General features: G+C 61.1%; 1 protein-coding gene. It reads right to left on the bottom strand.

Features of this window, described 5'->3' with window-relative positions; all coding sequences use genetic code 11:
- The coding region (locus GTGU_RS23355; RefSeq protein ID WP_038163572.1) for an autotransporter outer membrane beta-barrel domain-containing protein at window positions 1–1,023 on the bottom strand (1,023 nt) is incomplete at both ends.

A 1,023-nucleotide genomic window follows, 5' to 3' on the forward strand; every position in this document is an offset into this window, starting at 1 on the left:
CCCACCGTCGCGAGACTGTTAACACCGCCGCCGCTCTGGCCGTCGTCCACCGCAAAGCGCTGGCTTCCGGCACCCGCCAGTGTTGCGCTGCGCTGGCTCTTCGCATAACTCAGGTTCGGGCCGCCTTCCAGAGTGGCGCTCGCTCCCCAGCCATTTTTCCCGGCATAATCCAGCTTCATCCCGACGATGCTGTCCACCGCCGTTTCACTGCCGCTGTTCATGTTCAGGTTGAAGTCTCCGGCGTTACGCTCCTGATAGCCGTCTTCCAGCGTGTGGCGCAGTTTGACACCCGCATACGGCGTGACGGTCAGTGCCTCGCTCAGTTCAAACGTCTTCGCCCCTTCACTGCGGAACTCCAGATACTGCTGTTTCGCGCTGCTGTCAGCGGTTTTGTTCGTGTCGCCGTAGGAGACGGAACGGTTGCTGTCGAGGTTATGCACGTCATAACGCAGGGCGTTGTTCCAGCTCAGGCCGTTGTCAAACGCCATCTGGTGCTTCAGGCCGAAGAACTGGCTGTAACCGCCGGTGATGCCGTTGTTACCGGCACTCTGGCTGCCGCTGCCGTCGAGGCGCGCGATACCGTACTCCATCGTCAGGTTCTGGCTGTCCGTGAGGTCGAGCTTCTGACGCAGGGCCATCATATCGTAGTCGGTGCTTTTGCCGAGTTCGGCACGCGGGTCGCCTTTCGCCACCACGTTGAATGCCAGACCACTGCTCACCTGCGGGGCCGCGTCGGCCAGCATGTCAAAGCGGTTGCTCAGCATCCGTGCTTCGCGGAACACGTTCGTCGCCTGGCTGCCGCTCACCTGTTTCAGGGCGCTGTTAAGTTCAGCGGTCGAACCAACGTTGAGGCTGTTGTACAGCTCATTGTTGGTGTAGCCCGCATCCAGCGCGGTTGCCACGCTGCTGACCGAACTGTCGGTCGCCACATCAGCATAGGCGTTTTTGGTCATGGTGACGTCCACGTTGCCCTGGGCGTCAGTGCTGCCCTGCGCGTTCCACACGACAGAAGTGGAGGTGATG

It is taken from the genome of Trabulsiella guamensis ATCC 49490, from assembly GCF_000734965.1.
Classification (GTDB): domain Bacteria; phylum Pseudomonadota; class Gammaproteobacteria; order Enterobacterales; family Enterobacteriaceae; genus Trabulsiella; species Trabulsiella guamensis.